This window comes from Maridesulfovibrio pacificus (SeqCode), assembly GCF_048612815.1.
GTDB classification, from domain to species: Bacteria; Desulfobacterota; Desulfovibrionia; order Desulfovibrionales; family Desulfovibrionaceae; genus Maridesulfovibrio; species Maridesulfovibrio pacificus.
The window spans coordinates 524,346-547,961 of sequence record NZ_JBLZNE010000001.1 but is presented as its reverse complement, the minus strand read 5'-3'; the positions used below and the strand labels follow the sequence as shown (position 1 = coordinate 547,961).

At 47.7% G+C, this 23,616-nt stretch carries 21 protein-coding genes; 16 read left to right on the top strand and 5 right to left on the bottom strand.

Features of this window, described 5'->3' with window-relative positions:
- Nucleotides 1-11: 11 nt before the first annotated feature.
- From dgcA to ACNI23_RS02720, 3 genes are all read right to left on the bottom strand, one after another.
- On the bottom strand, nt 12-980 hold the full coding sequence (dgcA, locus tag ACNI23_RS02730) for an N-acetyl-D-Glu racemase DgcA (protein ID WP_420246588.1): 969 nt from the start codon (nt 978-980) through the stop codon (nt 12-14).
- Nucleotides 980-1,975, bottom strand: a complete 996-nt coding sequence (gene dgcN / locus ACNI23_RS02725; RefSeq protein WP_420246587.1) for an N-acetyltransferase DgcN — start codon at nt 1,973-1,975, stop codon at nt 980-982. The genes dgcA and dgcN overlap by 1 nt, the downstream gene beginning before the upstream one ends.
- Nucleotides 1,976-2,438: 463 nt before the next feature.
- The gene (locus ACNI23_RS02720) at nt 2,439-3,155 is read right to left on the bottom strand and encodes a substrate-binding periplasmic protein (RefSeq protein WP_420246586.1); all 717 of its coding nucleotides are present in this window, start codon (nt 3,153-3,155) and stop codon (nt 2,439-2,441) included.
- Nucleotides 3,156-3,655: 500 nt separating this feature from the next.
- Here ACNI23_RS02720 and ACNI23_RS02715 point away from each other — a divergent pair, with 500 nt between their 5' ends.
- The 4 genes from ACNI23_RS02715 (at nt 3,656) to ACNI23_RS02700 (ending at nt 7,981) form a co-directional block, all read left to right on the top strand.
- Nucleotides 3,656-4,942 (top strand): multiheme c-type cytochrome, encoded by a 1,287-nt coding sequence (locus ACNI23_RS02715; RefSeq protein WP_420246584.1) that lies wholly within the window; start codon nt 3,656-3,658, stop codon nt 4,940-4,942.
- 8 nt (nt 4,943-4,950) lie between these two features.
- Nucleotides 4,951-5,601 (top strand): cytochrome c3 family protein, encoded by a 651-nt coding sequence (locus ACNI23_RS02710; RefSeq protein ID WP_420246582.1) that lies wholly within the window; start codon nt 4,951-4,953, stop codon nt 5,599-5,601.
- A complete protein-coding gene (locus ACNI23_RS02705) occupies nt 5,598-6,398 on the top strand; it encodes a formate dehydrogenase subunit gamma (protein ID WP_420246581.1) in 801 nt (266 codons plus the stop codon). Before ACNI23_RS02710 ends, ACNI23_RS02705 begins: the two co-directional genes overlap by 4 nt.
- A gap of 158 nt (nt 6,399-6,556) precedes the next feature.
- On the top strand, nt 6,557-7,981 hold the full coding sequence (locus tag ACNI23_RS02700; protein WP_420246580.1) for a DNA recombination protein RmuC: 1,425 nt from the start codon (nt 6,557-6,559) through the stop codon (nt 7,979-7,981).
- Between the two features lie 244 nt (nt 7,982-8,225).
- Here ACNI23_RS02700 and ACNI23_RS02695 read toward each other — a convergent pair whose 3' ends face one another.
- Nucleotides 8,226-8,549 (bottom strand): DUF805 domain-containing protein, encoded by a 324-nt coding sequence (locus ACNI23_RS02695; RefSeq protein ID WP_420246579.1) that lies wholly within the window; start codon nt 8,547-8,549, stop codon nt 8,226-8,228.
- Between the two features lie 455 nt (nt 8,550-9,004).
- On the opposite strand from ACNI23_RS02695, the gene hmcA reads away from it, so the two are divergent.
- The 12 genes from hmcA (at nt 9,005) to ACNI23_RS02635 (ending at nt 22,006) form a co-directional block, all read left to right on the top strand.
- Nucleotides 9,005-10,642, top strand: coding sequence for a sulfate respiration complex hexadecaheme cytochrome HmcA (hmcA, locus tag ACNI23_RS02690; protein ID WP_420246578.1), 1,638 nt, complete (start codon nt 9,005-9,007; stop codon nt 10,640-10,642).
- Between the two features lie 29 nt (nt 10,643-10,671).
- Nucleotides 10,672-11,733, top strand: coding sequence for a sulfate respiration complex iron-sulfur protein HmcB (hmcB, locus tag ACNI23_RS02685; protein WP_420246577.1), 1,062 nt, complete (start codon nt 10,672-10,674; stop codon nt 11,731-11,733).
- Nucleotides 11,733-12,905, top strand: a complete 1,173-nt coding sequence (gene hmcC / locus ACNI23_RS02680) for a sulfate respiration complex protein HmcC (protein ID WP_420246575.1) — start codon at nt 11,733-11,735, stop codon at nt 12,903-12,905. The genes hmcB and hmcC overlap by 1 nt, the downstream gene beginning before the upstream one ends.
- A 23-nt stretch (nt 12,906-12,928) precedes the next feature.
- Complete coding sequence (gene hmcD / locus ACNI23_RS02675) at nt 12,929-13,090, top strand: sulfate respiration complex protein HmcD (protein WP_015851255.1); 162 nt, start codon at nt 12,929-12,931, stop codon at nt 13,088-13,090.
- Between the two features lie 24 nt (nt 13,091-13,114).
- Complete coding sequence (gene hmcE / locus ACNI23_RS02670) at nt 13,115-13,792, top strand: sulfate respiration complex protein HmcE (protein ID WP_420246573.1); 678 nt, start codon at nt 13,115-13,117, stop codon at nt 13,790-13,792.
- A 33-nt stretch (nt 13,793-13,825) separates the two neighbouring features.
- A complete protein-coding gene (gene hmcF / locus ACNI23_RS02665; protein ID WP_420246572.1) occupies nt 13,826-15,214 on the top strand; it encodes a sulfate respiration complex iron-sulfur protein HmcF in 1,389 nt (462 codons plus the stop codon).
- A gap of 62 nt (nt 15,215-15,276) precedes the next feature.
- Complete coding sequence (locus ACNI23_RS02660; protein WP_420246571.1) at nt 15,277-16,170, top strand: universal stress protein; 894 nt, start codon at nt 15,277-15,279, stop codon at nt 16,168-16,170.
- Between the two features lie 104 nt (nt 16,171-16,274).
- Nucleotides 16,275-16,628: a DVU0259 family response regulator domain-containing protein gene (gene divK / locus ACNI23_RS02655; protein ID WP_015851251.1), complete on the top strand. Its 354-nt coding sequence runs from the start codon at nt 16,275-16,277 to the stop codon at nt 16,626-16,628.
- A gap of 141 nt (nt 16,629-16,769) precedes the next feature.
- Nucleotides 16,770-17,135, top strand: coding sequence for a DVU0259 family response regulator domain-containing protein (gene divK / locus ACNI23_RS02650; RefSeq protein ID WP_320176105.1), 366 nt, complete (start codon nt 16,770-16,772; stop codon nt 17,133-17,135).
- Between the two features lie 158 nt (nt 17,136-17,293).
- Nucleotides 17,294-19,174, top strand: a complete 1,881-nt coding sequence (locus tag ACNI23_RS02645; RefSeq protein ID WP_420246570.1) for a response regulator — start codon at nt 17,294-17,296, stop codon at nt 19,172-19,174.
- Nucleotides 19,175-19,275: 101 nt separating this feature from the next.
- Nucleotides 19,276-19,707 (top strand): RrF2 family transcriptional regulator, encoded by a 432-nt coding sequence (locus ACNI23_RS02640; protein ID WP_015851248.1) that lies wholly within the window; start codon nt 19,276-19,278, stop codon nt 19,705-19,707.
- Nucleotides 19,708-19,735: 28 nt separating this feature from the next.
- The gene (locus tag ACNI23_RS02635) at nt 19,736-22,006 is read left to right on the top strand and encodes a PAS domain S-box protein (RefSeq protein WP_420246569.1); all 2,271 of its coding nucleotides are present in this window, start codon (nt 19,736-19,738) and stop codon (nt 22,004-22,006) included.
- Between the two features lie 104 nt (nt 22,007-22,110).
- Here ACNI23_RS02635 and ACNI23_RS02630 read toward each other — a convergent pair whose 3' ends face one another.
- The gene (locus ACNI23_RS02630) at nt 22,111-23,460 is read right to left on the bottom strand and encodes a sensor domain-containing diguanylate cyclase (RefSeq protein WP_420246568.1); all 1,350 of its coding nucleotides are present in this window, start codon (nt 23,458-23,460) and stop codon (nt 22,111-22,113) included.
- Between the last annotated feature and the right edge of the window lie 156 nt (nt 23,461-23,616).

The following is a 23,616-nucleotide window of genomic DNA, read 5'->3' as shown; positions in this document are numbered from 1 at the left end:
GAGATTAACTACTAGCCCCACAAAGAACTCTGCGGGGGAAAGACAAATTTGTCATCGTATTCCAAAGGGGATTCCCTGTCTTCTGCCAAAAGTAAAGGCCCGTCAAGGTCTACAACATCAGCACCGCTGGCAACCAGTACAGCAGGTGCCATTGCCAAAGACGACCCGACCATGCAACCGACCATAACCTTATACCCCTCAGCAAGAGCTGCTTCACGCAGTTTGATCGCTTCGGTCAACCCTCCGGTCTTATCCAGCTTGATATTAATCATATCATATTTGCCTTTCAACGCAGGCAGGGATTCACGGTCATGACAGGATTCATCCGCACAGACAGGCAGAACCCTTTCAATATCCAGCAGGGCTTCATCATCTGAAGCGGGAAGGGGCTGTTCCACCATTTCCACACCAAGCCGAACCAGCACGGGAGCCATCTCACGATAAATGTCGGCAGTCCAGCCTTCATTTGCATCCACAATGATGCGGGCATCAGGAGCTCCCCTGCGCACAGCTTCAATACGGGCAATATCTTCAATCCCGCCGCCAAGCTTGGTTTTAAGCAATGGACGGCTCGCATTTTCCGCAGCCTGAGCTTCCATCTTCTCAGGGGTTCCAAGGGAAAGTGTATAAGCAGTAACTTCCGGGGTAGGTTCGCTGATTCCAGCCAGTTTCCATACCGGAACTCCGGCCTTCTTAGCTTCCAGATCCCAAAGAGCGCAATCCACGGCATTACGCGCCGCCCCGGCAGGAAGTGCAGACTGCAACTCTTCACGGGTAATAGGAGTCTTCAGCCCTTCAATCTGGGCGGATACAGAATCAACGGTTTCGTTGTAACGGGCGTAGGGAACGCATTCCCCACGCCCGGTAAAACCGTCTTCTTCAATCTCGACCCGCAGCACAACAGCTTCGGTCCGAGATCCGCGCGCAATAGTGAAAACCTGCGCCAGCGGGAAAACGTCTTTTGTTACCGAGATTTTCATTAACCCAGAGCCTCAACCAGACGTTCTGCACCCTGACGGAAAGGATCAACAGCGGGAATACCCATCTGTTTTTCAACTTCAGCAAGATAGGTGAGAGCCTCATCCTCAGACAGGTGCTGGGTATTGATGGAGCAGGCCACAGCCTTGCAATCAGGATTAACAACTTTAGCAATCGGCAGAGCCAGTTCACGAAGCTGTTCAAGAGAAGGCAGGGTATAATCAGGCAGACCGCGCATATGCTCACGAGTGGGCTCGTGGCAGAGAATCAGAGCATCAGGCTGACCGCCGTGAATCAGAGCCATGGTTACTCCGGAATATGAGGCATGAAAAAGACTACCCTGACCTTCGATGAAATCCCAGTGATCTGCATCATTTTCAGGAGTAAGATATTCCACAGAACCGGCCATAAAATCCGCAATAACAGCATCAAGCGGCACACCGTTGCCTTCGATCAGAATACCAGTCTGTCCGGTAGCACGGAAAGTGGACTTACGGCCCTGCTTTTTCATTTCGCGATCCATAGCGAGTGTGGTGTACATTTTACCAACAGAGCAATCGGTGCCGACAGCAAGACAACGCTTACCACTGCGGTTCTTACCATTTGCAATAGGATACTTAACAGTAGGAATACGTACATCGTGCAAAGAACAGCCGTTCTTCTCAGCAGCTTCAACAAGCTCAGGCTGGTCACGCAGAAGGGTATGCAATCCGGATGCGATATCCATTCCGGCTTCAAGAGCTTCCACAAGGATGGATTTCCAACCTTCTGAAATAATTCCGCCACGGTTTACAACGCCGATGACAAGAGTCTTAACTCCTGCCTCAGCTGCTTCTTTAATAGAAAGATCCTTGATTCCGAGATCTGCTCCACACTCTTCCATACGAAACTGTCCGGCAACAGCTTCAGGCCTCCAGTCATAGATGCCCTGAGCCATTTTCGCAGCCAGAGCATCCGGAGCGTCTCCGAGAAAAAGTAAATATGGTGCTTCAAACATTAGTACTACCCCTTTATCATATGTTTTTTATTTGGTTATGCAGTAAAACAATTTGCATGCCATATCCTGCTTAAACAAGATAACACCTCAGAATATAAGCAAGTTAAAAACCACAAAACCAAATCCCTCTAAAAAACGCAGGATTTTAACACCCGCAAATGCATAAAATTGTCCAGTCAGGAGTTTTACCAGAGGTTACGTTCAACAAAAACGTTATTTGTTAAATTTAATTCTAAAATTTTATCATTTTTTTAAATTTTATACGTTTTAAGTCGCAAAACAACAAAATAATTCCGAGGCTATTTTACATAATTGTACAACAATCTAAAAAACACTTCGTTCAGCCCATAAAAAAGGACATTCCACATGGAATATCCTACATAAACGCAACTCTCTTCAGTATTAATAAAAAGACCGGCGGAGAAGAATAACAATCTAATAAATCAAAACAATCTATTGATTCCTAATGCTCTAAATCTCCTAAATATGTTTTGATAACTCTCTCCCTACCCCCTTCAGCCACCAAAGAGTCGAAAGCTCCCTGAATTCTTTTCACAACATCATCAGGCGTCTCTTTATTGATCGCTATATAATAACCACCCTGATCAACTAAAACAAAAGCCTTTTCCAAATCACTAAATCTATGTGATGTCGACTTCATCCTATGCGCCATAGTCACTTCCGATCCGGGGATGAGATCAATACGATTTAAAAACAATTTAAGGATATTCTGCTTGTTCGTTGTGGCCTCATCATAATTACACCCCAGCTCAAATCCACGCGCTTTCAAAATCTCTTCAACCGACCCGCCGCGCAAAACCCCAATCTTATACTTACGTAAATCATCAAACGAATTAACCACGATATGTTTGTTTTTCTTCAAGCGATATAAAACTATTTTTCTAGGAAACAGCGGCCCCACCCACTTGAACATTTTTTCACGCTGCTCCGTACGACTGGTTGTATATAAAAGGGTCGATTTTTTGCGTAATGTTTCTTTATACGCGCGTTTCCAAGGCTTAATACGAAGAGAATATTCGAGACCGGCACGTGAAAGAGTCTGCACCACAAGGTCAGTACTTAGACCTTCAACCCTACCATCTGATTCATAACTATAAGGGGGCCAATCTTCGGTTAACACAGTCAGCCGATCACCCGCAGAAGCTGAGACTATACTCATAAAAAATGCGAACACCCCTAAATACAAGACCCTTTTCATAATCATGCTCACCCTCAAGATTCATTCATAATTAAAGTCCTGCATATATTATTATATAAAATTCAACAATATTAACCGCATCATTTTTACCCTTTTTGAAAAACAAAAGGGTTCATCAAGCTACATAAGTACACATGGACAAGTATGCAATGGATGTTAATAAGGAATAAGTTTGCATAGTTGGTTGAAGTTTTTAGAATTGAAAAGGGTTAGCTCCTGTTGGAGCTAACCCTTTTTTATCTTAAACACACATAAATCACTGTGAACACAGTTAGTTAGACGCTTCTGACAAATCCATCACCTGCTCTACCCAATATTCCTGCATTAAATCTACCTATCTCTGTGTTTATCTCCATATTCATGTTAATGTATTACCCAAAATACCAGAATAGCATCTTTGCTCAATAGTACGTTGGATTGAAGAGATAACTTTTAAATTTGTTTCAACCAAGGAGATGAGTATGAGTAGAACGAGTATTATTCATGTTTGTGCTGCCCTGCTAGCCCTGCTTGTAAGCGGATGCTCTTCAGGTGAATCGGTCAATGTTGCTAAAATCACCTCTCAACCCAAAACTTTTGTAGGTTCGGAAAACTGTAAAACCTGCCATCTTGAGCACTACGATTCATGGAAAATCACCAATCACAGCCGAATGGCTCAAGATGTAACCAAAAATGCAGATGCCTTCATTGTAGATATCAACCTTAAAGTTATTATGGCTGATTTCAAAAAGCTCGAAGAAAACGGCAAACTTAAAACCCCCTTGGACAAAATATATTTTCCGAAGAAAGATGAAATCAAGTACACACTCGGTAATGAATGGAAGCAGCGCTACGTCGTTGAAAAAGACGGCGTTCTTTACATCTCACCGATCCAGTTCAATACCGAAACGGGACGCTGGGTAAATTATCATGACAACGATTGGGACAAGCGTCCTTGGCTGCTCAAGTGTGGTGGCTGCCATACCACCGGCGCAAAACTTGATGAGAATGATCCTTCTAAAGGAACATTCTCTGAGCCAGGAGTAGGCTGTGAAGCGTGTCACGGGGCTGGTTCCTGGCATGCCGCGCTCCCTAAAACTGCCCTCTTTGAAAAACGTGAAACTATCATCAACCCTGCCAAACTGCCCCGTGGGACGGCTGTTCAGATTTGCGGAAGTTGTCACAACAGGGGAAAATCGACGATGCAAAAGGGTGCTGGATGGGCAGTCGGATATACTCCCGGAAAGGCTCTTGAACCATTCTATGTTTCAACCTCTTACGCCAGCGGCGATAAGAAACATGTCTATCCCAATGAGTTTTCAAAAGCTCACCACCAACAGTATATTGACTGGCTCAAGTCTGAACACCGCAGAGAAGGCGTAACCTGTACGTCCTGTCACTCTGTACATGAACTGGGGATGCCTGCAACACGCTTTCAGACCAAGGCCGCCGGTTCTGCATCATGCCTGACTTGCCATAAACAGCAAAACAGCAATATGGCACACTCCATTCATTCCTTTGCCAATTGTGTCGGCTGTCATATGCCGCGCATCGCCAAAAGTGCGGAATCAGCAGATATTCACAGTCATGTCTTTAAGACATTATTACCTTCAGAAACAATCAAAAATCCTGAGAATCCTAACTCCTGTCAGACCTGCCACCGACATAAGGATGACAATCTGGTCGAGTTACAAAAAAGGTTTGAAGAGTTAGCCTCCATGCCTGCGCCGCAGGGCAAGGTTATACAGCCGGTAAATGTATATAAATAGGGGCACTCATGCAAAGATTTGCACTCTATATGGCCCTGCTTATTGCGGGACTCTTCCTTGCACAGCCGTGTACGGCGCAAGAAGAACTTGCTGGAGCTAACCGATACAAGCTTCGGGAAGCAAGCACGGGCTATTATCAGCAATATGAAGTTAAACCCGGCCGGGGCAGCCCGTTCAAGCAGTGGAATTCTCCTTCCGGGGTGATCAGCACTGGAGGGCGCGGTTCCGACGCATCCTATCAAGCAGACGCTCATGCTTTGATAAAAAATTATGCACACCAGTCGTGCGAAAATTGCCATAAGGTTGAAGCGCGTAATAATCGCCATACCACCCGGAACAACATCAGTTGCCGTCAATGTCACGCCGGCGAACCAATTGCGGGGGTTAATTATTATTACTCACCTCTGAACCCCATTCGCAGGCATGCTTATGTCTGCGCCAAGTGTCACGAGGGAGCAAGCGCTTCTTTTGCAATGTTCGTTGTGCACGAACCATCACCTATTATGGCCGGAACCGCTGAAAGTTTCCCCGCTCTGTTCTGGGCTGTATGGATCATGCTGGCAATTGCTGTTGGAACGTTCGCAATATTCCTGCCCCATACCGGACTTTGGATGCTGCGCGAACTATTCACCCGTAAACACAAAGGGGGTGACAAATGAGGATTATAAGATTCACCCCGACACAAAAGCTGTTCCACATCCTGCTGATGTGTTCCTTTCTGGTGCAGGCCTTCACCGGTACAGCCAGAATGTACATTGAAACAGCATGGGGAAAGATGCTTGCGAAACCATTGGGAGGCTATGAAGGATGCCTTATGGTACACAAGTACGTGGGACTATTCATGCTTTTCCTTTTTGTGTGCCATATCGCGTATGCACTGTTTATCTCCTTTACTAATAATCTGCACGCCGGAGACACTCTCTGGCCGCAAGGCAGGGATTTGAAACAGTTCTTCAGTCATTTAGGCTGGATGTTCGGCGGTAAAGCCCCGCGGTTTGAACGCTGGGGATATTGGGAGAAATTTGACTACTGGGCAGTGTTTTGGGGCATGACAATACTGGGAATAACCGGCCTTATGCTTTATTCCCCCCTTGACACTACTGCGTTCTTCAAAGGCTGGACTCTCAATGTCGCCCTGTGGATACATCGTATTGAGGCAGGACTTGCCATGCTGCATGTATTCATCATCCATTTTGCCGTTGCCCATTTGCGGCGGCATAATTTCCCTATGGACCAGTCAATGTTTGCTGGTGATGCAAATCTCAAATTAACAGTAGAGGAACGCCCCGCTTGGATATCTCGTTTAGTGGTCAGCGGAAAGCTTGAAAGCATGACCTACGAAGACGTACCCGCAGTCCGAAGAGTTCTATCGTATGTAATCGGACTCAGCGCAGTTGCGATAGGTATCTATCTAGTTGTAGGCGGCTTGATGAACTTTTATCAAATCAACTGGTAAAAGACTTAAACTCGAAAGCCCCGGAACAGCATGTTCTGGGGCTTTTAAATTTTGACAGACTAAATCCCCCCTCCGCACGCACTATATTAATGAATAGACATATGCTATCGAGCACACGGATTTAAACTCGACTACTAATTCTGAAATGTGAGGTTCCCGTGTTCTCTCTGCCATCCCTTGAAATGATTGGAAATGAATATGTTATGCTGGGCAGTTCTTTTGCCGGACTTGTGCTTGGAATGATTATCTCCGCCGTTTTCGGCAAGAGACGGCTGAAGGAAAAGAAGGAGAAAGTAGCAGAGCTGCAGGACCACCTTCAAGAGCAGCTCCAGCTTGGTGCCAGACTGGAAGAACAGGCTACGCAGTTACCGGAACTAAAAAAGGAACTGGCACAACAACGAGCGCAAATGCATAAGCTGACCACGGCTTATTCCAACCTGTACGGCAAATACAAGGCAACCAAAGCCAATCTTGATAATGAAAAAAGACAGGGACAGGAAAAACTGACTTTACTTCAAGAAGCCAAGGAAGAACTCTCCGATAAATTCAAGACTCTTGCCGGAGAGATTCTAGAAGAAAAGTCCAAAAAATTCACGGACCAGAACGCCACAAATATCAAACAGATACTTGCTCCTCTGGGCGTGAAAATCCACGAATTTCAAGAACAGGTTGAAAAAGCATATTTTCAGGAAGGCAAGGACAGGTCAGAACTGGCTGCGCAGGTTAAACAGCTTATGAATCTCAACCGTCAGCTTTCTGATGATGCCCACAACCTAACCAAGGCGTTAAAAGGACAGTCCAAGACTCGTGGTGATTGGGGCGAACTTATTCTTGAACGTGTCCTTGAAGCATCGGGATTGCGCAAAGATCATGAGTATACGGTGCAGGTCAGCCATACCCGTCAGGACGGAACCAGAATTCAACCGGATGTGGTTATACATCTTCCGGAAGAAAAGCATCTGGTGGTTGATTCCAAGGTTTCGCTGACAGACTACCTGAAATATACTGAGGCTGAAGACGAAACAAAACGCGAGATCGCTTTGAAAGGCCACATCAATTCCATCAAAGCCCACCTGAAAGGACTGTCTGCTAAAAACTATCAGGATTTATACGGCATCAAATCGCCGGATTTCGTGATCATGTTTATCCCAATCGAACCGGCCTTTGCACTGGCAATTTCAAGTGACGTAGCCCTATGGCAGGAAGCTTGGAATAAGAACGTGCTTATCGTCAGCCCCAGCACCCTGCTTTTTGTAATCAGAACTGTAGCCCATATTTGGCGTCAAGAACGCCAGAATCAAAATGCACAGGAGATCGCCGACCGCGGTGCAATTCTTTACGATAAATTCAGAAATTTCGTAGACGATCTGGAAAAAGTGGGTGAGCGAATTCGTCAGACTCAGGATTCGTACGAGAAAGCCCGCACCAAACTTTGCAACGGTTCCGGCAACCTCATTCGGCAGGCGGAAATGCTGAAAGAATTGGGAGTAAAGCCCAAACGCTCCATAAAAAAAGATTTAGCCGAGGAAGCCATAGGCAGCGATGAATTTCAAATGCTGACAGAAGGAGAAAAGGACGGCTAGGAGGGTAGCCGCCCTTTCCATGGGGCATTTTCATCAAGGGAGTGATGACATGTGATTCTTTTCTGCTTCTGGGTATGTTATGCAAATTTGCGGAAAACATAGCGAGGGTTAAAATTTAGTTTTTCACCCTACCCTTTATGGAAAACAATCTGATCAACAGAAAAAGGGCCTGAAACGTTAAGTTTCAGGCCCTTTTTCTGTCAAATTTACCAGCACTTAGACTTGCAGAAACGTATAGCCCTGCTCAGTCTTTTTTAAGACAAATAAACAACAGATAAATCCATCCTAACACGGGAATCAAGGCCAACAGCAACAGTTTCGGACTACGGCCCAAAGCATTCATCCTGCGGACAAAAAGAGCCACGCAAGACAACGAAGTTCCGATAACAAAAAGCCCACTCAAAGTGTTGACAACCTTGAGCGCAAAAGGATGCTCAATAGCGAAGCCCAAAAAGAGCAGAACTGCAATTACGCCACAATGACAGAGGACAAAATGTATAAAATCCCTGCGGCTGGCACTACCATTAAAATCATTAAACTTTTTAAGTAGTTCAAAATAATATTTCATTCTAAATTCAAACGCTCCCCGGCATTTATGCCGTTTTTCTCCGCTGCTTTTTCGGGGCAAATTGATTTTGTGTCAAGGATTTTCAAATTTTGACCGGCAAGAAATCCGATCATTTTGGCAAAATCATTACGCCATTAAAAGTTAATGATTTTCGTAATTTCAGACCATAAAAGTGAAGAATTACCAACCCCAACTTTTTGCAAACACCCCTTGACGGAAGGTAGATTAATAACATACCTATCGAGCAGGTATAAAAACCTATCTATTGAGGAGGTATTAATACCAACCCGATGGATGGGAAATGAGGCGCACCGGAACGGTTAGACAAATTATTCTGCAAAACGGCTTTCCACGGAGGAATAAAAGCTGTGAATAGTTATAAAAAACCGGCCGGAGCAACAAAGGTCTGGAGTAAGAGGCTCCAGGACCAATTGCATTGAGAGGGGATCCATATCATGGCAAACGGAAAGAAACTATTGCGATTGTCCGGTATCCTGATCGTCCTGGCCGGGGTGCTCGGCTTCCATATGGAAGCACTGAGCATGGTCGGAACCCCGCAGGAAAACGGCAACAAGCGTCCTGATCTGATCATGATCGACACTATTGCCGCTCAGGAAGAACTGGAACTGCCTGCCGTTGCGTTTCTCCATGAAACACACGCTAAGGCGGTGGCCGAGCAAGGCAAAGACTGTACTGCCTGCCACCAGAAAAACGAGGAAACCGTATCCTACAAGTTCAAAAGACTTGAGAACGGAACTCCTGAACAGCTTAAAGAAATTTACCACAACGGTTGTATCAGCTGTCATGCTGCCGACGCCAAGGCCGGAAAGAAAACCGGACCTCAGGTTGGTGAATGTCGCAGCTGTCACGTTGCTGAACCTGAAATCACAGCAGAGCGTGCTCCCGCCGGCATGGAGAACATTCTCCACTACCGCCACTGGGATTCCAAGCTCATCGCTAAAGATGCAGGTCAGGACACCAACTGTGGAGCCTGTCACCACGTATACAACAAGCTTGATAAGAAGCTTGAATACGTAAAAGGACAGGAAGAGAATTGTGGCGTATGTCATACCGCCAAGCCCACCGGCGATGTTAAGCTCAATACTTCTGAAGCTTACCACGGCCAGTGTGTATCCTGTCACCTTGAAATGAAAGCTGCTAAGGCTGAAAAGACCGGTCCTGTCGACTGTGTCGGTTGTCACGGCCTGAATCAGGCTGCTGACCTCAAGGAAGACAACGCTGCTGTTCTGCAGAAAATGGGCGGCAAACTTCCTCGCCTGCCCAGAAACCAGCCTGATGCTGTTCTGCTTACCGCTCCGGTACAGGACAACGTTGCTGTAAAAGCAACTATGGCTGGCGTAGCTTTTAATCATAAAGCTCACGAAGGTTACACTGACTCCTGTAGCTCCTGCCACCACGAAACCATGAATAAGTCATGCTCCTCATGTCACACCGTTCGTGGTTCCAAGGATGGCGGATTCGTTACTCTTGACAAGGCCATGCACAAGGCCGACAGCACCAGATCCTGTGTGGGCTGTCACGCCGTTAAGCAAAAAGACCCGAATTGTGCAGGTTGTCATGAACTCATGCCTAAGAACGTAATCCAGTCCAAGGAAACCTGTGCCGTTTGTCATAACGGCCCCGCTTCTACCTCCAGCGATCCCGTCGAGATGGATGCCTCCGCCAAGGCAGCCATTGCGTCCAAGCTGATTGTGGAGCGTCCTACCTCCCCGGTACTGGTTGCTGAAAAGGACATTCCCGAATTCGTGACCATCAACGTCCTCGAAAATGAATACAAAGCCAGCAAGCTGCCCCACCGTAAGATCATCATGAGCATGGTCGACAAGATGAAGGCTGACAACATGGCTAACGCTTTCCACAGCACACCGCTTACCGTGTGCGGAAGCTGCCACCACAACAGCCCCGCAAGCGCGACTCCGCCGAGCTGCGCAAGCTGTCACGGCGGTAAAGTTCAGGACGGACGTCCGGCCCTCAAGGCTGCTTACCATGTTCAGTGCATGACCTGTCATGACGCTATGAACATTGAGAAGCCTGCTTCAACTGACTGCACCGCATGTCACGCGAAGAAATAGTAACGGATAGCCTGAAGGAGAACAGATAAATGCAACGCAGAACATTCCTCGGAATGCTTGGCGCAGCCTGCGTGGGAGCAAGCCTCCCCGCAGGAGCCGAGGCCGCTGGCAAGGAGTTCAAGGGTTATCCCGGAAGCAAGGGTGTACTCTTCGACGCGACCCGCTGTATCGGCTGCCGCAAATGTGAAGCGGCCTGTAACAAGGTCAACAAGCTTCCCGAGCCCGAGAAAAAATTCGACGACCTGTCCGTGCTGGATAACAAACGCAGAACCGACGCCAAGACCTTTACCGTGGTCAACAAGTACGGTGGACCCAAGAACCCCGTGTTCCGTAAGTCCCAGTGCAACCACTGTCTTGAGCCCGCCTGTGCATCCGCATGCTTTGTAAAAGCATTCAAGAAACTGCCCAACGGCGCAGTTGTTTACGATGAGTCGGTTTGTGTAGGTTGCCGCTACTGCATGGTGGCGTGCCCCTTCGAAATCCCGACTTACGAATATGATGAGCCCCTGACTCCCAGAGTCATGAAGTGCACCATGTGCGCACCCCGTCTCGCAGAAGGCAAACTGCCCGGCTGCGTAGAGGACTGCCCCAAGGAAGCACTTGTTTTCGGCGAAAGGGACGAACTTATCAAAATCGCCCGCGAGCGTATCCGCCGCAACTCCGACCGTTACGTCGATCACATCTACGGTGAAGACGAAATGGGCGGAACCAGCTGGCTGTACATCTCCGGTGTGCCTTTCAAAGAAATCGGCATGCGCGAAGACCTCGGTACCAAGTCCGCACCTGAACTCACCGCCGGCGCGCTGGCAGCAGTTCCCATGGTTGCAGGTCTCTGGCCCGTACTTCTTGGCGGCATCTACGCTGTAAGCAAACGCAACAGCAAAATTGCCGACGAAGAACGCAAGGAAGCCGTGGATAACGCACTTGCCAAGGCAAGCGCGGAAGCTGAAAAAACTCTCTCCGAAGCTCTTGAAAAGGCTGATGTTGCCAACAAGCGCAAGATCGAAGTCGAAGTCAAGAAAGCTGTGGAAGAAGCACTTGCTCCCAAAGAAGAAGAGCAGGATGAAAACAGCGAGAAGGAGGAATCCTAATGTCCACTCCCGCGAACAACGGCCCTAAATCGGCCTTCAATACCTTTAATTTGGTGGCTGGCGCCATCCTCGTAATAGGTCTGATACTTTCCGTACTCAGATTTACTCAGGGGATCGGTCCCGTGACCAACCTCGATGACAACAACCCGTGGGGAATCTGGATCGGATTCGACCTGCTCTGCGGTGTTGCTCTTGCAGCCGGCGGATACACTACTTCCGCAGCCTGCTATATCTTCGGACTCAAGCGCTTTCATTCCGCTGTGCGTCCGGCAATTCTGACCGCTTTCCTCGGCTACGCGCTGGTTGTATTCGCACTGCAGTATGACCTCGGTCGCCCGTGGAGACTGCCTTACCCCATCTTCGTATCTCAGGGAACCACCTCCCTGCTCTTCGAAGTGGGTCTGTGCGTTATGCTCTACCTGACTGTGCTCTTTATTGAGTTCACTCCGGCCATGTTTGAGTGGCTGGGCTGGAAGAAAATCCGCAAAGTGGTCGTTAAAATGACCCTCGTGCTGACTATCTTCGGCGTAGTACTCTCCACCCTGCACCAGTCTTCTCTCGGCGCGCTGTATACCATCGCACCGTCCAAGCTGCATCCGCTCTGGTATTCACCTTACATGCCGCTCTACTTCTTTGTTTCAAGTATTGCAGCAGGTATGTCCATGGTCATCTTCGAGGGCACCATGTCCCACAAGAAGCTGCACCGCATGATGGACGAGGAATACCTCAAGCACCACGACAGTGTTGTATTCGGCTTCGGTAAGGCTGCGTCACTTGTTCTCTTCGGCTACTTCTTCATCAAAACCATGGGTGTAGCTTACGATAACAACTGGCACTACCTCGCATCCGGTTACGGACTTGTGTTCCTGACTGAAATGCTCGGCTTCGTAGCCCTGCCCTGCTTCCTCTATGCTGTGGGTGTACGTGATAGAAACCTCGGCCTGATTAAAAAAGCATCGATCATTACCGTTCTCGGTATCGTGTTCAACAGGTTCAACGTTTCCATGATCGCGTTCAACTACCACCTGCCCGCAGCTGACAGGTACTTCCCCAGCATGACTGAAATCGGAATCTCCGTATTCATCGTAACTCTCGGTGTTGTGATTTTCCGTTTCATCACCACCAGAATGCCCATCTTCTTTGAGCATCCTGACTACAAAGGCGACCACTAGGCCGACCTTAAGGAGATAGTAAAATGGAAGCACATAACCTTCAGGAATACTACACATTCACCAAAGGTATCATGTACCTTCTGATGGGTGGAGCACTGGTCGGCGTCACTATGTTCTGGCAGTTCCTCATGGGTGGAAAGGCCTACCGTGACGAAAACAAGAAGAACTACGGCGACCACCATTAAGCCGAGATTCGAGGAGAAACTATAATGTATGAACTTCTGACAGGGCCCCTGCTCTGGCTGGTCTTCGCGATCAGCTTCGGCGGCCTGCTGGTTCGCATCGTGCTCTACTTCAAGGGCCTCAGCCAGCAGCTCGACCGTGTGGCATATAAGCCCCATCTTGCATACGGACTTAAAGGTGCATTCAATTCGATAATTAGCTGGCTCAATCCCGTGGGTGCACGCGGATGGAGAAAAAAACCCGGCTTTACTTTCATATTCTTTGCATTCCACATCGGACTGCTTGTAACCCCCATTTTCCTCGCAGCTCATAACATCATGCTGCAGGAAAACCTGGGCTTCAGCCTGCCGCAGATGCCCGCATTCCTTGCGGACCTGCTGTCATGGACCGTAATCGTGGCCTGCGTTGCTATCATCGCCCGCCGCTTTGCGCTCCCGGAAGTAAGAATCCTGACAACAGCATATGATTACCTGCTGCTGATCATCACCGTAGCTCCTTTCGTAACCGGCCTTATCGCCCGTTACCACATGGGTGACTACAACTTCTGGCTGCTGACCCACATTATTACCGGCGAAATCTGGTTGCTGTGCCTGCCTTTCACCAAACTCAGCCACTGCGTGCTCTTCTTCTGTTCCCGTGCACAGCTCGGAATGGACTACGGCATCAAACGCGGCGGTATGAAAGGCTCCACCTTCTCCTGGTAACAGGAAGAATCACAGCCGAACAGGAGAAAGAAAATGCCTCAAGGTAAGCTTTGTAACAGACAGCCGATCAAAACCGACGAGCAGCTTAAGCTGACTCTCGCGGATAAGAGCGGCAAGCAATACTACGCTGAAATGGAACAGCTGGACGTGGACGGCAATGCATTGTGGGCCACTATCCAGAAGACCATGAAGTCCAGAACCAAAACCTGGCTTGAAATCTGCGCCCACTGCGGCCTCTGCGCCGACAGCTGTTTCCTTTATCAGGTTAACGACTGTGTACCCGAACAGGTACCTTCATATAAAATTCAGTCCACTCTTGGCCACATCGTCAAGAAAAAAGGACAGGTAGACAACGCCTTCATGCGCCACTGCATGAAAGTTGCCTGGTCCCAGTGCACCTGCTGCAACCGCTGCGGTATGTACTGCCCCCACGGCATCGACATGGGTGTTATGTTCTCTTACCTGCGTGGACTCCTTTACTCTCAGGGCTTTGTTCCCTGGGAACTGAAAATCGGTTCCGGCATGCACCGCGTTTACCGCGCACAGATGGACGTCACCACTGAAGACTGGGTTGAAACCTGTGAGTGGATGGCTGAAGAGACCGAGGAAGAATGGCCAGGTCTGACCATCCCTGTGGACAAGCAGGACGCCGATATCATGTACACATGTAACGCCCGTGAGCCCAAGCACTACCCGGAAGACCTCGCTGAAGCAGCGATTCTCTTCCACGTGGCTGGAGAAAACTGGACCGTGCCTTCCGAAGGCTGGGAACAGACCTCCCTGTCCATGTTTGCCGGTGACTGGGAATGCTGCAAGGACAACGTCACCCACGTCTACGACGCGATTGAACGTTTGAACCCTGCACGCGTAACCGGTACCGAGTGCGGTCACGCTCACCGCGCAACCGTTATCGAAGGCCCCTACTGGGCCGGTCGTGAAGACGGTCTTCCGCCCAAGCCCTACATTCACTACGTTGAATGGCTGGCAGAAGCACTGCGCGAAGGCAAGCTTAAAATTGATCCCGCAAAACGCATCAAAGAACCTGTAACACTGCAGGATTCTTGTAACTACGTGCGTAACCAAGGTCTTAAAGATGTTACCCGCGAAATTATCAGCTACATTGTTGAGCCCGGATACTTCGTGGAAATGGCACCTAACAAGGAACATAACTACTGCTGCGGCGGCGGTGGCGGATTCAACGGAATCGGCATGTACCGCGAACAGCGTAACGTAGCCCTGCGTAAAAAGATGGATCAGATTCTCGACACCGGCTGTAAGCTGGTTATTGCTCCCTGCCACAACTGCTGGGATGCGATCCGAGATCTTGAGGAAGAATATGAGATCGGTATCCGCTGGTCCTTCCTTAAGCCCCTGATCATTGGTATGCTGGACGTTCCCGAAGGCATGCGAGTCGAATGGTAGTAGCCATCGGCCCTTCGGGGCCGATGATTATCTGATATTGTCCGCAACGAACGAGGTGTCACATGTTTAAGAAAATCCTTTTGGCGACTACCGGCTCTCCTGCGAGCTTCGGAGCCGCCCGCGTAGCCTTCGACATGGCGAAACGCTACGGTTCCGAAGTTACGATCTTCCATGTTGTGGGTGTGCCTACCAAGGCTTTTTCCCACGTTGTCAACGACGTTCGCACCGGTGAAGAGGTTGAGGTTGATGAAGAATACCTCGCTTGGGTTGAAGAAGAACTCAAGACAACCTTCGCCAAACAGTTCGAAGGAGCTGACAACGCCAAGATCGTTCTGACAACCGGTGTACCTTCCCGTGAAATCCTGCGTGAAGCCCGCAAAGCTGACAGCGATCTTGTTGTTATGGCTGCAAGCTCCGGCGAAAACGCATCCTTCCACAAGGGTTACCCCGGAAGCACCATGCAGAAAGTGGCTAAAGCTGCTCGCTGCCCGGTCCTTTCCGTGCACCGTGAATCCGCGTCATACTGGGGCGGGTTCTCTAACATCCTTTTTGGTACCGACTTCTCCAAGCAGGCTGAGAGTGCTTTCAAATTCGCTCTGTCCACAGCCCGCGAACTCGACTGCGACCTGACTATCTTCCATGCCCTGGACATCAGCGGCAAGGTTCTGGACCAGAATGAAATCGAGGAAAACCTGATCATCGCCCGCAAGCGGATCAGAGAAACCTACGTCCCGCTCATGGGCGATTTCAAAAACTACGACATCGAAGTATGGGAAGGAACTCCCTACGTCGAAATCGTCAAGCTTGCCCGTGAAAAGAGCGTGGATCTTATCTGCCTCGCCCATCACACCAATGAGCTTGATCCGGAAAGAGCACGTATCGGTTCTACTGTTGAGCAGGTCATTTTAAGGGCAAACTGCCCGGTGGTCAGCGTCAGCAAGCCCGATAAAGTTTAGGCTGTAAGCATAACTGAATCTTATTTATCGCTAGTTCCGGCAGCCTAACACCTTCAAGCTGCCGGGAAATAACGAAGGGGAAAGATTCAACAGGAGGAGTTATTATGTCTAAGAAGATCTTAATTATAGATGACGACCAGGATATTCGTTCTTACCTGAGCGAACTGTTCACCGATAACGGTTACGAAACCGCCATGGCCGAAGACGGCTCAGTTGCTATGGAAGCTGTGGAAACCGAGAAACCTGACCTTATCACTCTTGATCTGGAAATGCCCGGTGAGTGGGGTCCCCGTTTCTACCGCAAGCTTTCCCAGAACGATGAGTTCAAAAGAACTCCGGTTATCGTTATCAGCGGTCTCAACGCTAATAAGTACGCAATTCCTAAAGCGGTAGCTACTCTGACCAAGCCCTTCGATGCCGAAGAGCTAATCAGGATTGTGAAGGACACAATCGGCTAATCCACTGGAATCCATATCGGGCCGGTCGGTGTTCATACACCGGCCGGCCATTTTTTTAACTTGAAAGATTATGCGGGCTAGGTGTAGGCTTCATCCCACAGGGAAACATAACCCCTTAAAATCATTGCACAGGTGGAAATAATGCCCAAAAAAATAATGGTTGTGGATGATGACCCGTATATCGTGGATTACCTCGTAACGGTATTTGAGGACCACGGTTACCTTACTTGTCGGGCGTCCGACGGCGTATCTGCCTTCGATGTGGCCATGGCCGAAAAACCGGACCTGATTACTCTTGATCTGGAAATGCCCCATGAATGGGGGCCGCGTTTTTACCGGCGCCTGACCCTCGAAGAAGAATTTTCCAATATCCCGGTTATCGTTATCAGCGGTCTTCCGGGAATTCATATGGCGATCAAACGGGCTGTGGCAACAATTAAAAAGCCTTTTGATCCCACTGAAGTTATTGAAATAGTTAGGAAGGCTCTGGGCGAGACCGACGACTAGACTGCTTGTCGACGGGGGGGCCTTTCTAACTTGAATTTTTGTTCGGCCTTTTGGCTGGAGACTTGTGTCATGACTTTGCGGGGTGCAGTGATGAGCGGCAATAAAATTATGCTTGTTGACGATGAGGAAGGCCTTAGAAGTTCCTCGGACTCACTCTTATGGATTTCGGTTATACGGTTGAAACTGCGGAAAACGGGGTTGAGGCACTTAAGCTGCTTGAAAATTTCCACCCCGATATAATTGTCACCGACATCAAAATGCCGCGAATGGATGGTATTGATTTACTGAAAGCAATCAAAGAAGACCATCCCCACATCGAAGTGATCATGCTTACCGGGCATGGAGACCTCGATCTGGCCATTGAATCTCTCAAAAACGATGCTGCAGACTTTATTACCAAACCCGTTGATGACGATGTGCTTGAACTCTCGCTTGAGCGGGTAATGGAAAAAATTCATCTTAAGCGACAGGTTCAGGAATACACAGAAAATCTCGAAAAGATGGTCGAAGAAAAGACCAGTCGCATTGTCGAGCTGGAACGCCAGAACGCAGCCTGTCAGGTTGTGGAAGGCTTGAGCAATGCTCTTTCAAATGCTGCCCATGAAGTGGAATCAGAAAGCAGTATGTTCAACGAACTTCCCTGTCTGGTCTCTATCCATAACCGCTATCTCGAAATTGTAGCCACAAACAAACTTCTCAAAGAACGTCTCGGTGACGTGGTCGGTAAAAACAGTTTTGACATATACTCCGACCGCAATTCCGCTGGTAACGCCTGTCCGGTACAACTCACATTCCAGACCGGTAAAGGTCAACGCAGCAAGGAAACTTTCATCACAGAAGACGGCGAGGAGATTCCTGTAACCGTCTACACTGCCCCCATCCCGGCTAAAAACGGTGAAATCGAACTTGTTCTCGACATTTCCGTGGACATGACCGAACTGCAGCGTTTGCGTGATGAACTGCTTGAAACGCAATCTAAATTTCAGCGACTTTTTGACGAAGCTCCCTGCTACATCTCTGTCCAGAATAAGGACTACACCATTGCGGAAGTTAACAGGCGTTTCAAGGACGACTTTCTGGAGCCGATCGGAGGCACCTGCTACTCTTCCTACAAACACCGCGACACTCCCTGTGATGAATGTCCGGTTCAGCGCACTTTTAAAGACGGTGAATCCCATCAGATGGAGACAGTAGTAACAACCAAGAACGGCGAACAGAAAAATATGCTGGTCTGGTCTGCCCCTCTGCGTAACGCTTATGGGGAGATCAAGCAGGTAATGGAAATGTCTACTGACATTACCGAGATTCGCCGGCTCCAGGATCACCTGACCTCTCTTGGTTTCATGCTCGGTTCCATGTCTCATGGAGTAAAGGGAATGCTTACTGCTCTGGATGGCGGTTTATATCGTCTTGAGTCCGGCCTGCGTAAAAACGATTCCACCAGAGTTGAGGATGCTACCAAAACTTTGAAGGATGTAGTCGGCCGGGTTAAAAAGATGGTACTGGATATCCTTTACTATGCAAAATCCCGTGAGATTGAGACCGAGACCATTTGCGCCGGAAACTTCCTGCGCGATACCGCAGCCCTGATTGTTAGCAAAGCCGCAGCTGCCAATGTTTCCTATAATATCGACATTCCCGAAGAGCTCGGTAATATTGAAATAGACACCAGCTCCATGTCTGCCGCATTAGTAAACTTTCTGGAAAATGCCGTCGATGCCTGTGAGCCGCCACTTCCAAACAAGGAATATTCTATAAACATATCTGCAAGAGAAGTAGCAGATCAGATCGAAATCAAAATCAGTGACAACGGCTCGGGCATGGATCAGGAAACCCGTGAAAAAATATTCACCCTTTTCTTCTCATCCAAAGGCAAAAGGGGAACTGGAATAGGTCTGTTCATTTCCAACCAGACAATTGAGCAGCACGGCGGCAAGATAAGCGTTGAATCAGAACTCAGCCAGGGAACAACATTTACAATCATACTGCCCCGAAAGGCTGAGATCAAAAAACAGCCCAGACCTTGCCCTTGTGTATAGTGTAATGATTGCTGCTACTTTCAATCTTGACGGCATCCTGCTATAAGAGCTTTAGAAGCTATAGAATATTCTAATAATTTTAAACAACGACAATTAATTTAATGAAACTTACCACCCGTTCAAGATACGGAGCACGTCTGCTGCTCGACATTGCCCTTCACTCGGAAAATGGCCCGGTTCCCAGTAAAGATTCAGCTCGCAGAGAAAATATTTCACTGAAATATTTGGAAAAGATACTCAAAATTCTTAAAGAGTCCGGTTACATTAAGGGCAAGCGCGGTCCCAACGGCGGTAATGTACTGACTATGGCACCGGAAGAAATATCACTTGGAAAACTCACCGAGGCCCTTGAGGGCGAAGACAAAATCCTGGACTGTGATGGTGATATGACTACCTGCACCAGAGCAGCAGTCTGTTTGCGCCGCTCTATATGGGATGACGCAAATCAGGCCATGTACAAAATGCTTGATTCGTACACACTGGCCGATCTGATTAAAGATGCCCGCCTTTGTCCCATGGACAGGCCCGAGTAATAAAAGATCATAATACGCAGGATGTTGAGTGTTTAAAAAATACCGCCACACCCTGATCATGAAAATGCTCCTCTCCGGTGGAGTCACCCTACTTTTAAGCGTGATTCTCTGGACGAGCTTTAATGTGGTTTTCTTTAAAAAGAATGTCACCGGCAATATCCAATCCGACATTGCCATGCTTTCCGACACAGTACTGCTGAGCCTGCATCACGCCATGATGCTCGACTCCAAAGAATTTATCCAGAACGATATCAACAACATCAGCAGACAAGGTGAAATCAAATCCATCCGGGTCATTAACAAAAAAGGCCAGATCATTTATTCAAATGATCCGGATGAAATCCTCAACGTCATCGACATAAAAAGTCCGCCCTGCTGGAACTGTCACCAGTTGGACAATCCTCCGGCAACCATGAGCCTTGAGCAGCGCACCCGGCTGAAAACTATCAATGGCAAAAAGTATATGGGTATAATGACACCCATCCCCAATTCCGAAGGCTGTGCTCCCGGCCCCTGCCATGTTCACGCTAAAGACGAGCAACTGCTCGGCCTGCTTGACCTTGAGATTTCTACAGAAAAAAAGGACTCCATACTCACCACCTTTGAACAGGCTAACTTTTTCATTGCACTGGTTGTATTTATCGCCACTTTCGGAGCCCTGTTTGTTTTTGCCTACAATTTCATTTTTAAACCGATCAGGAAACTGATTACCGCCACACGAAAATTCGGATCTGCTCAGGATTTTGTTGAAATCCAGCTAGCCCAGACAGATGAGATAGGAACACTTGCCGATGCCTTTAACATGATGGGCAGGCAGGTTCAGGAAAAACATCGCGCCCTTCTTGAGCAGAAAGAAGAATACCGCGATCTGTTCGACAACGTTCCCTGTCTGGTCTCTGTGGTCGACCTGAATTTCAAGGTTATCCGCCACAACAAGGCTTATGAAAAACATTTCGGTAAGCCGCGCGGCAGGCAGTGTTACCAGATCAACAAGGACCGGGACCGCAAGTGCGAAGAATGTCCGGTCGAAAGAACGTTTTTTGATCTAACCCCGCACATGAGTGAAGAATCCGGCCTTTCCAAAGATGGCAACCCCATCCACTGGATAGTATACACCTCCCCTATCAAAGATCGGGAAGGCAAAATTGTCGCTGCCATGGAGATGATGCTCGATATTACCCGCCGCAAGGAACTTGAAGAAAGCCTTGCAGCCTCCGAGCTGCGCTATCACGCAATTTTTGATTCCATTCCGCAAGCCGTATTCGTGCTGGACGCGGAAGACCTGACCATCCTGAACTGTAATGATCCGGTTGAAGAAATTTATGGATATTCACGCGATATGATTCTGGGCAGTTCTTTTCTCAAACTCTTCAGGGAAGAGGAACAAAATGACTATGAGCATCTGATCAAATTAAGGAAAGAAATCGGTCCTTGCTCACACCTTACTAAGTCAGGCAATACAATTTACGCCATGCTTAGAATTTCTCCGGCGGAATTTGACGGCAATCGTACCCTGATTGTCACCTGCAGTGATGTTACGCAGAAGCTCGAAGCGGAACAGCAACTGATTCAGGCAAGCAAAATGAGTACTCTTGGGGAAATGGCTTCCGGCGTTGCCCATGAACTTAACCAGCCGCTGGCAATTCTTAAGACCATCAGTAACCTGCTCATGCGTAAGGTAACTCGCAACCAGCAGGTTGAACCCAAAGTTCTCAAGGAAATGGCAGAGGGTGTGGATACCCACGTCAACCGTGCCAGCAAGATCATCGAGCACATGCGAGAATTCGGACGTAAATCCGACATGAAAACCATGCCGGTACAGGTCAATGATGTGCTCAGACGTGGATTTGATTTCTTCAGCAGACAACTGACTCTTCGCAACATCAATGTCGAATGGAATCTAAACAGCCACCTTCCCATAATCAAGGCAGATTCCAACCGCCTTGAACAGGTGGTGATCAATCTGCTTATCAATGCCCGCGATGCAATTGAAGAACGCTGGAAGGACAGTGTTCCCCTTGCCGATAACAAGAAAATCTACATCACCACAGACTTTACTGATGAGAATGTAGTCATCGAGATTTGCGATACCGGACCGGGAATCCCGGACCCCATTCAGACCCGCCTCTTTGAGCCTTTCTTCACCACCAAAGATGTAGGCAAAGGGACAGGACTCGGCCTTTCCATCTCTTACGGGATAATCAAGGATTACAATGGAACAATCTCCGCTTCCACCAAGGAAGACCTCGGAGCATGTTTTACCATTACTTTCCCGCGCGGTGATATTGGCGAGGAATAGGTAGGTGGTCGAAGAATTATATTTTAATACAGCTGGTGCTGTTCTCGATTAAATGAAGCTTATATTGCTCAAAGCATCTAAATTAAGCCCGGATCAATCATTAGTTAGCCGACATCAGTCCCATCGTAAACTTCGACTCTGTTACGCCCTTTTGATTTAGCTTCAAACAAGGCTTCGTCAGCTCTGCGTATAATCATTTCAAAATCATCTCCGGCAAAATCAACAGCGACACCTATACTTACGGTTAACTGCGGAATATCATCACTATTAACGGAACCCTTTTCAACAGTTCTGCGCATCCTTTCAGCCACCTCAACGGCCTCATCTAACCCTGTATTGTGAAGAACAGCTAAAAACTCTTCTCCGCCGAAACGGCCGAAAACATCAGAAGAACGCAGCACCCTAGAACAAAGAGTAGAAAATGAGCTTAGTGCGCGATCGCCAACTTCATGCCCGAACTGATCGTTTATTGTCTTAAAATGGTCAATATCCAATACCAGCACTGAAAGATTGCACGAACTCCTTTGATGAGCGGCAAGCATCTGCTGTCCGAGTTCCATTACATGTCTTCTGTTGCTGACCCCTGTGAGATAATCTTTGGTGGCCATGAAATATAAATGTTCTTCCTGCTCTTTAATATTCCCGGCTTCCCGCTTCAGGACGACCATACAAATACCACTAGCGATGAGATAGAATAAGCAAACCACCAAAGTAAGAAACGGCAAGATTTCGCGACTGGGGTAAACCCTCTCCCAGACTACACATCCAATTAAATTGTTTTCCTGGCCACGTATCTGAAGGCTATGCGCACAATCTTCAGATTCAAGACTGAAATCGAGACTGTTTAATCTATACTTTTCGCCTATTTTTTTAATATGATCAGCATTCATTTTCTTTCCGAAGGCTAGATAACTAGCAGGAGAACGCACCTGCTTTGTTTTCTCACTTATAAATGGACCGACGCTTACAAGATATAACTCATCATTAATATTGATATACCCGCTAACCACCTTTGTTGGCAGAGAACTTTCCGGCACTTTTTTCAAAAGCAAATCTATCTCTGGACCAAGCAGCTGCTTATACATACTTACATCTTGCTCATCAGCAGCATCTACATAAGTGAAAGTCCCACTCGGATCTATCGCCAAGCTAAAAGCGACACCCAGCTGACTGAATATATAGTCTCCTGTATTGAGAGAAATCCATTTTTCATTCACATTTTCAATGCAATTTTCGTATGCTTCATCCCAAAAAGTATACTCTTCAAGTATCTCCTGCTGAATACTTGCTTCAACCTCTAATGCAACCATTACCCTTTGGCGCATATTTTCAGCAGCTAAATCATCCAAGGATTTAAAATAAAAATAAAAAACGATCAGGAGACCTACAAAGCTAAAAGCAAGAACCATAATAATGGCCTTCCTTATTAATTTACCTTCATAGAACTTACGCATAACTCACCTATTCATATATACAAATTTCAAACACTGATCTCATAGACAATTATCAATTACATATTGAAATATTATCATTTTCATAACTTTATGGCAAAAAAAAGGCTAAAAACTAGAGATCGTATTTCAAAATACCGTTAATTTACTTTCTAATAA

Excerpts from the sequence above, each read along its gene's own strand:
- dgcA (WP_420246588.1), bottom strand. The coding sequence starts at position 980 with ATGAAAATCTCGGTAACAAAAGACGTTTTCCCGCTGGCGCAGGTTTTC.
- dgcN (WP_420246587.1), bottom strand. The coding sequence starts at position 1,975 with ATGTTTGAAGCACCATATTTACTTTTTCTCGGAGACGCTCCGGATGCT.
- ACNI23_RS02720 (WP_420246586.1), bottom strand. The coding sequence starts at position 3,155 with ATGAGTATAGTCTCAGCTTCTGCGGGTGATCGGCTGACTGTGTTAACC.
- ACNI23_RS02715 (WP_420246584.1), top strand. The coding sequence starts at position 3,656 with ATGAGTAGAACGAGTATTATTCATGTTTGTGCTGCCCTGCTAGCCCTG.
- ACNI23_RS02710 (WP_420246582.1), top strand. The coding sequence starts at position 4,951 with ATGCAAAGATTTGCACTCTATATGGCCCTGCTTATTGCGGGACTCTTC.
- ACNI23_RS02705 (WP_420246581.1), top strand. The coding sequence starts at position 5,598 with ATGAGGATTATAAGATTCACCCCGACACAAAAGCTGTTCCACATCCTG.
- ACNI23_RS02695 (WP_420246579.1), bottom strand. The coding sequence starts at position 8,549 with ATGAAATATTATTTTGAACTACTTAAAAAGTTTAATGATTTTAATGGT.
- hmcA (WP_420246578.1), top strand. The coding sequence starts at position 9,005 with ATGGCAAACGGAAAGAAACTATTGCGATTGTCCGGTATCCTGATCGTC.
- hmcB (WP_420246577.1), top strand. The coding sequence starts at position 10,672 with ATGCAACGCAGAACATTCCTCGGAATGCTTGGCGCAGCCTGCGTGGGA.
- hmcC (WP_420246575.1), top strand. The coding sequence starts at position 11,733 with ATGTCCACTCCCGCGAACAACGGCCCTAAATCGGCCTTCAATACCTTT.
- hmcD (WP_015851255.1), top strand. The coding sequence starts at position 12,929 with ATGGAAGCACATAACCTTCAGGAATACTACACATTCACCAAAGGTATC.
- hmcE (WP_420246573.1), top strand. The coding sequence starts at position 13,115 with ATGTATGAACTTCTGACAGGGCCCCTGCTCTGGCTGGTCTTCGCGATC.
- hmcF (WP_420246572.1), top strand. The coding sequence starts at position 13,826 with ATGCCTCAAGGTAAGCTTTGTAACAGACAGCCGATCAAAACCGACGAG.
- ACNI23_RS02660 (WP_420246571.1), top strand. The coding sequence starts at position 15,277 with ATGTTTAAGAAAATCCTTTTGGCGACTACCGGCTCTCCTGCGAGCTTC.
- divK (WP_015851251.1), top strand. The coding sequence starts at position 16,275 with ATGTCTAAGAAGATCTTAATTATAGATGACGACCAGGATATTCGTTCT.
- divK (WP_320176105.1), top strand. The coding sequence starts at position 16,770 with ATGCCCAAAAAAATAATGGTTGTGGATGATGACCCGTATATCGTGGAT.
- ACNI23_RS02645 (WP_420246570.1), top strand. The coding sequence starts at position 17,294 with ATGGATTTCGGTTATACGGTTGAAACTGCGGAAAACGGGGTTGAGGCA.
- ACNI23_RS02640 (WP_015851248.1), top strand. The coding sequence starts at position 19,276 with ATGAAACTTACCACCCGTTCAAGATACGGAGCACGTCTGCTGCTCGAC.
- ACNI23_RS02630 (WP_420246568.1), bottom strand. The coding sequence starts at position 23,460 with ATGCGTAAGTTCTATGAAGGTAAATTAATAAGGAAGGCCATTATTATG.